This window comes from Yersinia sp. LJYL362, from assembly GCF_048323875.1.
In genome coordinates, this window is record NZ_JBLWEX010000096.1 from 1 (window position 1) to 10,353 (window position 10,353).

A 10,353-nucleotide genomic window follows, 5' to 3' on the forward strand; every position below is an offset into this window, starting at 1 on the left:
GCGCAGATCTTAAAGAACTGCCTTCTGCTGACCTGCATGGGTCTCTCCTTCATTCATTGTCACATTGGATGAATTTAAAATTCAGTTCGCGCTTCCCTCAACAAAACCAGAAGCGCTAAAATCGCTGACGCAATATCACCTTTATCGGTGTGGGATACATTTCTATATAAATGAAATTATACCCATACCATTCTTAATGTGAATGTTACCACATTGTGATTATGGGTTATAACTTTCAGGGCCGCATAGTGAGCCAGATCAAACCTTCAGATATTGACCTCTCCACCGAAATTTGCGGTGCCAGGCAACTTAACGTGCTACAGCGCCATCAAATGGCAGAACCGCAATTGGATTGGCTGGCAGAAGAAGTGCCGGTAGCTCTGGTATACAACGGCATTTCTCATGTGGTGATGATGGCGACCCCTAAGGATTTAGAGGCTTTCGCGCTGGGGTTTTCGTTGTCAGAAGGCATTATTACCGCGCCACAAGAAATCTATGCCATTGATGTCACACCCGGCTGTAATGGCATAGAAGTTAACATTGAACTCTCCAGCCGCCGTTTTGCCGGTTTAAAAGAACGCCGCCGAGCGATGGCTGGCCGCACGGGGTGTGGAGTTTGTGGTATCGAACAACTGGACGATATTTTCCGCCCAATCGCCCCCCTGCCATTCACACAAACCTTTGACCTTAACCACTTAGACCACGCACTCACACAGCTCAAACAAGTGCAAACGGTGGGTCAACTGACCGGTTGTACCCATGCTGCCGCCTGGATTAATCCTCAAGGCGAATTATTAGGTGGCTGTGAAGATGTGGGTCGTCATGTGGCACTGGATAAACTACTTGGGATTCGAGCTAAACAGCCGTGGCAGCAAGGCGCGGTGCTGGTTTCCAGCCGTGCCAGTTATGAGATGGTGCAGAAAACGGCTATGTGTGGAGCCGAGATTTTATTTGCTGTTTCAGCTGCAACAACCTTAGCAGTTGAAGTCGCCGAGCGTTGTAATCTCACCTTGGTTGGTTTCAGTAAACCCGGCCGGGCAACAGTGTATACCCACCCAAATCGGATTAAGGAATAGAAAGACCATACAATTAGTACGGCATTGATAATCATTTTCAATATCATTTAATTAACTATAATGATCCGAATGCTTACGCGGTGCTTACTTTTTTTGTGCCGCCCTACACCTACGGAGACGATGATTATGAGTTACTCACTGCCATCCCTGCCTTATGCTTATGACGCCCTGGAACCACACTTCGATAAGCAGACGATGGAAATCCATCACACCAAACACCACCAAACCTATGTTAACAATGCAAACACGGTGTTGGAGAGCTTCCCTGAGCTGGCTAAATTCAGTGTTGAAGATCTGATCAAAGATCTGGACAAAGTTCCCGCTGAAAAACGCACCTTTATGCGTAATAACGCCGGCGGTCACGCTAACCACAGCCTGTTCTGGAAAGGCCTGAAACTGGGCACCACTCTGACCGGTGACCTGAAAGCCGCTATCGAACGCGACTTCGGCAGTGTTGACAGCTTCAAAGAAAAATTTGAACAAGCTGCGGCAACGCGTTTCGGTTCAGGCTGGGCCTGGCTGGTACTGAAAGACGACGGCAAACTGGCTGTTGTTTCGACTGCTAACCAAGACAGCCCGCTGATGGGTGAAGCTGTTTCTGGCGCATCAGGTTTCCCAATTGTGGGCCTGGATGTGTGGGAACACGCTTACTACCTGAAATTCCAAAACCGCCGCCCAGACTACATCAAAGCATTCTGGAACGTGGTTAACTGGGACGAAGCAGCCGCGCGTTTCGCTCAAGCTAAGTAACGAGAGCAGCTATACCCCATAGCTTCAAGTTCGAAAGATATATGCCAGCAAGGCCCTCTTGCTGGCATTTTTATTGTTAAAGTTTAGTCAATTCCTGCCGATAGAATGTACAAGAAGGTCACTGGTATTCATGGAAGAAATCTATGAATGTAGAAGTCATTGCGTTTGGGAAAAGCACTCTTGCCAAGGCTGCCCCACATACTGCCAGTTCCCCGAAATCCTCTAATAATTAGACCTCCCCAAACTCACCTACGCTGATTGATTTGCAGCAAAAACACCGCATAACGGAGAAGAACATGGCAGCATTTAGCAAAGTTTTTGGTAACTTTGAAAACGTGAAAGTCGGTAAAAAGCTGGGGTTAAGCTTTTTCCTGATGTTGTTATTGGTTGGCATCATCGCTGGTACCACCGCATATCATTTCTCCGTCATTGAAGAACATGCTTATAAAGTCGATTTGAGCTACAAAATTAATGATGAGGCTAATCAGGCGAAATATAACCGTGCGCTATATGAACGTACCTATGACCTGAAATACATTAAAGAAAACTCTCAACATATCAATAATATAAAAAATCTATTAACCCAAAGCGACAACCTTAGCTGGTCGGAAAACAACCGCAAGACAATCAGTAGCATTGCCGATGTGGTAGACGAATATCTGCAACAACAAAGCAATTTTGTTAATGCGGTGGCTCATAAGGACGATGTACGCAAAAGTTGGAACATCTCTGAAACTCAGAAGAACCTCAATGAGTTACAGCAAAGTTTGCTTAATGAGGGTGCAGATACCAACACCCAGATTCTGCTGGCGGAAATGAACCAAAAGTTAATGACCGTGCGCTATAACGCGCGAGGTTTATTACTGGATCGCAACCAGGATGCAGAGTCTTCATTGATTACCTCAATCAATATTGCCAACAGCGCGGCGAATGCTTTTATGCCGGTGCTATCAGCCGATCAGCAAAAACTATTAGCTCCAGTCATTTCCAGTCTCAGTGCCTATAAAGACAACGTATTAGCCTATTTGCCGGCATATCAGCAAGAGCTGGAAGTGGGTAAAGTGATGGAAGAAAATGCCAATGAATTAAATAAGTTGGCAACGCATTTGTTCACTCAAGAACTGCAAGGCACTCATGATGAAATCAATAATGCGCAATTGCAGCTAGCTATAGCAGCTATTGCGGCCCTGATATTGGGTTTACTGATTTCATGGCGCATGACTCGCCAGATTACTGTGCCACTGCGCACCACATTGGCGATGGCCGAGCGCATTGCCACCGGTGATTTAACCGCAGCAACCACCTCCAATCGTACTGATGAACTGGGCCTGCTGATGAATGCCGTCGCCCGAATGAATGAAAACCTGCGTGCCATGATTGACGAAATTCGCATTGGCGTCAGCCAGGTGTCTCATGCCTCCGGCGAGATTGCCGCCGGCAATACTGATTTATCATCCCGAACAGAGCAACAAGCAGCTGCGGTAGAAGAAACTGCCGCCAGTATGGAGCAATTGAATGCCACGGTTAAGCAGAATGCTGATAATGCCCACCATGCTAATCAGCTAGCGACGGAAGCATCACAAACCGCGCAACAAGGCGGCAAGCTGGTTAACGATGTGGTGCGCACCATGAACGATATTTCTGGCAGTTCTAAACGCATTTCTGAAATCACCTCGGTGATTAACAGTATTGCTTTCCAGACTAATATTCTGGCGCTGAATGCCGCAGTTGAAGCAGCGCGCGCCGGTGAGCAAGGCCGTGGTTTTGCTGTGGTCGCGAGCGAAGTACGTAATTTGGCACAACGCAGTGCACAGGCAGCAAAAGAAATTGAAGGGTTGATTGGAGAGTCGGTGTCTCAAGTCAATGCCGGTACATCGTTGGTACAAAATGCGGGTCAAACTATGGAAGATATTGTCCGCTCAGTGACCCATGTGCGCGATATCATGGCGGAAATTGCCTCTGCCTCAGATGAACAAAGCCGGGGTATCACCCAAGTCAGTCAGGCTATCTCGGAAATGGACAGCACCACTCAACAGAACGCCGCATTGGTGGAAGAGTCTGCCGCTGCCGCTGATTCACTGGCAGAACAAGCTATCTTACTGGCACAAGCTGTTGCCGTGTTCCGCCTGTCCGAAGCAGAAGCTGAATCTGTTCAAAGCGAAACTACCACTCCACGGGCAACCCCACCACGCCCAGCGCCAGAGACGAACCGTAGCCAACAGCAGGATAACTGGGAAACCTTCTGATTCTGCGTTAAACCATGGAGCCCTGCCGTCAGGCAGGGTATTCTGAATCTCCCTTCTGAACGCAGACAAGGAGAGCAGATGAAATATCCACAGGTTTATATCGGTAAAATCGAGCCTTACAGCGGCAGTTCCCCAAGTGCCATTGGCAAACGTCAGGTGCAGGGCAGCATTATGCTCACCTCTCTGGGTCTGGAAGGGGATGAACAAGCCGAAACTCGCTTTCACGGCGGCCCAGATCGGGCGTTATGCCACTACCCACGCGAGCATTACGCTCACTGGAGACAACAATTTCCTGAACAGGCTGAGTTTTTTTCCGCTCCAGCTTACGGCGAGAACATATCGACCCTCGGCATGACTGAACAAAATGTCTATATGGGGGATATTTACCGCTGGGGTGAAACACTCATTCAGGTGACACAACCGCGCTCACCTTGCTACAAACTCAACTTCCATTTTGCTATCGAAGATATGTCGGTGTTGATGCAGCAAACCGGCTACTGCGGCTGGTTGTATCGGGTGATTTCACCCGGCAAAGTCAGCGACGGTCATCCACTAGAGCTATTAGCGCGCACCAGTGATATCAGTGTATCGGAGGCCATTGCTATTGCCTGGCATATGCCGTTTGACGAAGAACAGTATCACCACTTGTTGTCAGTATCTGGATTATCCGCCAGTTGGAGCAAAACTATGCTGGCCCGTATTTCGCAGGGAAAGATAGAAGACTTTAATCGGCGGTTACTAGGGAAGAATTAACGACAGGGTTATTGCATAACAAACATGCCGATTTTATCAACAAACTTGACTGTATCTCAATTGAGATACAAACTCTGTTTATTGATGAGGAGGTTAAAATGGCTACACACACCACAATGTTGCATGTCCGTATTGATGATGACGTCAAAAAACAGGCAACGGCAGCACTCAATGCAATGGGTCTTTCGGTTTCCGATGCTGTGCGTTTGTTTTTAAATCGCGTCGTCGCTGATCAAGCAATTCCATTTGAATTGAAAATACCTAATCCCCAAACACGTGCGGCGATGCAGGAAGCAGAAGAGATCGTTCAAGCTCATAGCGCACGTTTTACGACTTCTGATGAGTTATTTATTGAACTTGAAAAAGACAACAGTAAGTAAACGAACGACAGTGCCAAGGACGGCAGATTATACCAAAGGCTTTCTTAAAGACTGGGAAAAGCTGTCCCGCAGTGGTCGTTATGACATGCATCGACTCAAACATGCCATGCTACTGCTTATTGCAAATGACACACCGCTAGGTGCCGAATGGTTGGATCATCCGCTTAAAGGTGACTGGGAAAATTTCCGTGAATGCCATATTGGTGGAGATTTTTTACTCATCTACAAATTAAGTGGCAGCAGTAAAATAGGTGAGATTGTTTTTGTCCGAGCAGGGACACACTCAGAACTGTTTGATTGATAATATTTATAGAAAACAAACCGGGCGGCGGCCATGCCACCCACCCGGTTCTTTCGAAAGTCGCAATCAGAACGCTTTTTTGGCGTAACCAGTCACTTCTTTCAGGCCCATCTCGCGGCCTAATGCGGTCATTGGATGCACCACCACAATACCGCGCACTGCTTTCTTCAAGGTGCCCATATCAGCCTGTTCTTTTTTGGTGATGGCACGGCTGAAGGGCAGTTTAGCCAGCTTCTGGGCTTCAGCACTCAGGTTTTTAACCCTAACTTCTTTCAAGCGCTGGATTTCAGCCGCAAGTTTCTCTTTTTCTTTCATATGCTGTGCGATTAAATCCACATTACCCTGCTGAATAACAGTTGGATCTTTGTGATTCAGCGCATCCAGCATATCGCTTAGACGTTTGATTTCTGCATGTTCTTTCATAGTATTGGCCCGTACATGCCGCTAATGGGCACGATATTTCGCTAAAGTTGGAGATAGAATAGCACTGATTGTGCATCAAGATGGGTAGTGTATCAGGATGCATCTCTTTCGGCAGCAGCCTCCTGAACTGGCCGCCACTGCATTCCGGCCGGTAAGCCACTCATTTCACATGCAACCGCCCCCAATCGCTCCAATGCCCCGGTATAACGGCTATTAAATGGATAACAGCAGGATAGGCGAAATGCATGACGATAGCGGCCACTGGGTGAATAAAGTGTCCCCGGCGTCAGGCAAATCTGCTCTTGCAGCAATTGATGGAACAGCGCCACGGTATCGACGCTATCAGGGAATTCGACCCAAAAAACAAATCCGCCAGCCGGTTGTGTCACTGTGGTTCCGCGCGGGAAGTTGCGGGTTATCAGTTGTTGGGCTTGCTGCACTTGCTGCGCATAACGGCGGCGCAAGCTACGCAGATGGTGATCATAGCCGCCAGACTCAAGGAACAGTGCCAAAGTCTCCGACAATAGCATCGGCTCCGCCATCGACGATACCGCTTTTAGTTTATGCAATGCTTCGGCGAAGCGCCCGCCATCAATCCAGCCGATACGGAAATCCGGTGCCAATGTTTTGGTAAAACTGGAGCAAAACAGCACCCAGCCATCACGATCAAAGGCTTTAACAGCCGGAGATAACGTCGAACCAAATTGAATTTCAGCATACAAACCATCTTCAATTAATGGCACTTGGTGATCGTTCATCAGCTGTGCCAACCGTTTTTTGGCGGCGAGTGGCATGGTATAACCCAAAGGATTCTGCACCGTCGGCATAGCAATCAGTGCATTCAGTCGCCCTTCTTCAAGCAACAACTCCAGTACATCCAATGAGATACCTTGTTGCGGATCGGTTGGAATCTCCACTGCCTTCAACCCGAGGCTTGCCAGCAATGGCATCAGATAGAAATAGGTCGGTGATTCCAGCCCGACACAATCCCCTGGTTTGGTGGTCACCCGTAGCGCCAATTGCAGCGCCTCCATGCACCCATGCGTAATGGTGATATCAGCCGGATCAGCCAACATTCCCAAGGTCATGGCACGGCGAGCGATTTGCTGTCGTAGGCGCTGGCTGCCGGGTGGCAAAGAATATTGACTGATTAATTGCGGCTCGCGGCGTAATAAGGAAGCCATGATACGGCCCAACTTGGCGCTGGGATAGAAATCACCTGTCTGCGGGCAGGCCAGTGAGATATTGGTAAAGCGCGGATTTTGCTGGGCGGCAAAGACGGTATCAATCAAATCCAGCACTTCGTCCACCGGTTTCCCGACCGTGGCCGTTGGCACCACTGCGGTTGACGGGCTACAGACATAAAAACCCGACTGCGGGCGTGCTTCAATCAGGCCGCGGTCTTCCAACGTGCGATACGCAGCCACTACCGTATTGATACTGACCTGATGGCTCTGCGCGTAGCCCCGCACCGAGGGTAATCGGCTACCGGCCAGGAGACTGCCATTCTTAATGGCTTGCGCCAGATTGTCAGCCACTTGTAAGTAGCGAATTTCGTTCATAACAAGGGACATGGTGACAGTTCTCCACAGGATCAATGGGTACAGTTTAGTGTCATGCAAACTGTACCCATAACAATAGATAACTTCTGCTTCTGACGCCATCACGGATTGATCTTTATGCTGAATCTCTTGATAACATTAATAGGATCTCCCCCCATGTTGGACAGTGCTTTCATCAGTTACGTCACCGTGATGTCAATAACTCCAGGCCCGAATAACCTGTTGTTAGCCGCTTCTGGTGTTAATTTTGGCTTACGCCGAACTTTCCCGATGATGTTGGGGATTACCTTTGGTTGTGCACTGCAATGCGCATTAATGACCACGCTATTGGCATTTATCCTCAGTTGGGTGGGAGTTGTCCGTCTGCCTTTGGTGACATTAGGCGGTGGCTATTTACTGTGGCTCTCGTGGAAGATTTTTAATTCCGGCACCCCCAATGCCAGGGATAGTGAGCAACCTATGGGCTTTATTCAAGGGGCATTATTTCAGGCCATAAATCCAAAAGCCTGGTTGATGGCAATGAATGTCGCCATCTTATTCACCCCTCGCGAAGGAGCGTCGCTCAACCATACCCTGCTGATTATGACCGGCTTTGCATTGTTAAATCTGCCCTGCGTCGCTGTTTGGGCAGTTATGGGGGATCAATTGCGCCATGCGCTGCGCGTCAATTGGAAGCTACGGTTATTTAATGGCGTGATGGGTGGCTTGATGGCAATAACAGCATTATGGCTGTTGATCGAAGAATGGCTCAGTGTCTTTAATCATTAAACATGGCCAAGCGGCGAGAGTTTTGAAACTTGTTTTTGACTGATGCGGGAGAGTAATTCAGTAATCGATAGCACCATAGTGGAACGCACCATCTGCTGATAACGCTGGCGTTGCATGGCAATCAGCGAAGCATCGGCTTCATCTGGGCGTAAGAATGTTGGTACTGGTGGCAGCTCAGCAACACAATGCAATTCACCAAATGGCCCGAGGATTTCGTCATCGGTAAAGCGATACTCGGTGCCATCATGGTTTAGCTCTTCACGCAGCGCCATTAATAGCTCAGCATCTTCATATTCATGCCGGGTGATAACGCCCAAAGCATAAACCAACTTCAATCGTACGGATAACTCACCTAACGGCCCATCCCCGACCAGTAATGGCTCTACGGCATATTTCACCGCATAGTCATCTTTACGAAAAACCTGCACCACGAGAATGTTTAACGCTTCTGCCAATAATTCGACAGCAGCCATCAAGAAACTCCGAACGGTCTTCCCCGCGTTCAGATGTTCCAGTACCCGATTCTCAAATGCCTGTGTTTTTTCAATCATCGTTTGTCACTGGGGTGGTTTCAGATTATCGGGCTAACAAAGGATAAATACCGCGTAATCCGACACGATATTTATCCCCAACAACTAGCTTGGTAGTTATGCCAGCTTGTCCTGCATGGCGTTATACACACTCACCGCCTGTTCCACAACCTCGCTATCAGCTGGTAGTCCGGAAATTTGAGCAAGCGTGGCTTTCGGCCCTAACTTAGTCAGTAATTCAACCAGTTCTTGTGCTTGCGGGTCTTGCTCACTGCGGTAGCTCATTGCAGCCGCAATGCCGGTCACCAGGTTATTATGTGGCAACTGATATTCCAAAGTCCCCAACAGCGGTTTGATCAAACGGTCACCGGCACTCAGTTTACGCAGTGGCTGACGGCCAACACGCTCAACATCATCGTGCAGATAAGGGTTTTCAAAGCGGGAGAGAATTTTTTCGATATAAGCGGCGTGTTTCTGTGGATCAAACGCATAGCGCTTAATCAGCACCGCACCACTCTCTTCCATCGCACCTTTCACTGTCTGGCGTACCGCGGGATCAAGGATGGCATCACGAATGGTTTGGTGACCGGCAAGCTGGCCCAAATAAGCGGTAATAGCGTGCCCGGTGTTCAAAGTGAAGAGTTTACGCTCCACAAAAGCCATCAGATTGTCAGTCAATTCCATACCCGCGATTTGCGGTGGCAGCCCTTTAAACTGGGTGCCATCAACAATCCACTCGCTGAATGTTTCTACTGTCACAGTCAGAATATCAGTACTGCCTGCTTCTGATGGTGGCACAATGCGGTCTACCGCAGAATCAACAAATCCAACATGTTGCTCAACCCATGCCTGCTCACTTTCTGGCAAGGCAGCAAAAACATGCTGTTTCAACTGGCTGGTGCCACGCACCATATTCTCACAAGCAATAATATTCAGTGGGCGGGTATTACCTTGTTGATGGCGGGCAACCAAACCTTGTGCCACTGTGCCTGCGATGCGGGCCAGAATTTGTGGGCCAACCGCGGTGGTGACAATATCCGCTTGTGCAATCAGTTCCACCACTTCCGGGCTACCACTGTTCACGGCGCTAACATTCTTCACTTCTTCGACTCGTGCTTGCTCACCCACCACATTAACCTGATAACTCTTACGCTTATTCAGCTCATCCAATAGCGGCTGATTAACATCGGCGAAAGTAAGCTGTGCTCCGGCATCAGCCAGCAGTTTACCAATGAAGCCCCGGCCAATATTACCTGCGCCAAAATGTAATGCTTTCATGTTTTTTACCTTTTGCTGTATAGGGCCGTTTTCTCCCAACGGCCCTATGCTCGTCATACTTCATTGAGTTGCGGTTACTTTTTACCGCCGAGCAAATCCAACACTTCTTCTACGCTGGTCGTTTTGCTTAAGCGCTCAATGACAGAGTCATCGTCCAGCGCGTTGGTCAGGCTGGTAATGACATGAATGTGCTCATTGTTACGGGCAGCAATACCAATCACCAAGCGAGCCACTTCGTCTTCTTCATCGCCAAAGCGCACACCTTCAGGGTATTGGCAGAACACCA

General features: G+C 48.6%; 12 protein-coding genes. 7 read left to right on the forward strand and 5 right to left on the reverse strand.

The window, feature by feature from the left end; all coding sequences use genetic code 11:
* The first annotated feature begins 221 nt into the window (after positions 1–221).
* From fdhD to ACNSO8_RS04140, 6 genes are all read left to right on the forward strand, one after another.
* The gene (fdhD, locus tag ACNSO8_RS04115; RefSeq protein WP_172654597.1) at positions 222–1,076 is read left to right on the forward strand and encodes a formate dehydrogenase accessory sulfurtransferase FdhD; all 855 of its coding nucleotides are present in this window, start codon (positions 222–224) and stop codon (positions 1,074–1,076) included.
* Positions 1,077–1,202: 126 nt separating this feature from the next.
* Positions 1,203–1,826 carry a superoxide dismutase [Mn] gene (sodA, locus tag ACNSO8_RS04120; protein ID WP_013650637.1) on the forward strand — a complete coding sequence of 208 codons (624 nt, stop codon included), beginning with the start codon at positions 1,203–1,205 and terminating at the stop codon, positions 1,824–1,826.
* Between the two features lie 296 nt (positions 1,827–2,122).
* Positions 2,123–4,072, forward strand: coding sequence for a methyl-accepting chemotaxis protein (locus ACNSO8_RS04125; protein WP_050159346.1), 1,950 nt, complete (start codon positions 2,123–2,125; stop codon positions 4,070–4,072).
* Between the two features lie 78 nt (positions 4,073–4,150).
* A complete protein-coding gene (gene yiiM, locus ACNSO8_RS04130; protein WP_050159344.1) occupies positions 4,151–4,825 on the forward strand; it encodes a 6-hydroxyaminopurine reductase in 675 nt (224 codons plus the stop codon).
* Positions 4,826–4,923: 98 nt separating this feature from the next.
* Positions 4,924–5,205 carry a type II toxin-antitoxin system RelB/DinJ family antitoxin gene (locus tag ACNSO8_RS04135; protein WP_020424112.1) on the forward strand — a complete coding sequence of 94 codons (282 nt, stop codon included), beginning with the start codon at positions 4,924–4,926 and terminating at the stop codon, positions 5,203–5,205.
* A gap of 10 nt (positions 5,206–5,215) precedes the next feature.
* Positions 5,216–5,506, forward strand: a complete 291-nt coding sequence (locus tag ACNSO8_RS04140) for a type II toxin-antitoxin system YafQ family toxin (RefSeq protein ID WP_198284261.1) — start codon at positions 5,216–5,218, stop codon at positions 5,504–5,506.
* A 66-nt stretch (positions 5,507–5,572) separates the two neighbouring features.
* On the opposite strand, the gene ACNSO8_RS04145 is transcribed toward ACNSO8_RS04140, so the two are convergent.
* Positions 5,573–5,929, reverse strand: a complete 357-nt coding sequence (locus tag ACNSO8_RS04145) for a YibL family ribosome-associated protein (RefSeq protein WP_005161962.1) — start codon at positions 5,927–5,929, stop codon at positions 5,573–5,575.
* A 92-nt stretch (positions 5,930–6,021) separates the two neighbouring features.
* Entirely contained in the window at positions 6,022–7,503 is a 1,482-nt protein-coding gene (locus ACNSO8_RS04150; RefSeq protein ID WP_046695633.1) for a PLP-dependent aminotransferase family protein, read from the reverse strand.
* 144 nt (positions 7,504–7,647) lie between these two features.
* Between ACNSO8_RS04150 and ACNSO8_RS04155 the strand changes: the two genes are divergently transcribed.
* Positions 7,648–8,259 carry a LysE family translocator gene (locus ACNSO8_RS04155; protein WP_057620625.1) on the forward strand — a complete coding sequence of 204 codons (612 nt, stop codon included), beginning with the start codon at positions 7,648–7,650 and terminating at the stop codon, positions 8,257–8,259.
* Here ACNSO8_RS04155 and ACNSO8_RS04160 read toward each other — a convergent pair.
* From ACNSO8_RS04160 to ACNSO8_RS04170, 3 genes are all read right to left on the reverse strand, one after another.
* The gene (locus tag ACNSO8_RS04160; protein ID WP_005161972.1) at positions 8,256–8,810 is read right to left on the reverse strand and encodes an MltR family transcriptional regulator; all 555 of its coding nucleotides are present in this window, start codon (positions 8,808–8,810) and stop codon (positions 8,256–8,258) included. The genes ACNSO8_RS04155 and ACNSO8_RS04160 overlap by 4 nt on opposite strands.
* 96 nt (positions 8,811–8,906) lie before the next feature.
* A complete protein-coding gene (locus tag ACNSO8_RS04165; protein ID WP_418393912.1) occupies positions 8,907–10,067 on the reverse strand; it encodes a mannitol-1-phosphate 5-dehydrogenase in 1,161 nt (386 codons plus the stop codon).
* Between the two features lie 74 nt (positions 10,068–10,141).
* A partial coding sequence (locus tag ACNSO8_RS04170) for a PTS sugar transporter subunit IIA (protein WP_418393913.1) occupies positions 10,142–10,353 on the reverse strand: 212 nt, incomplete at its 5' end.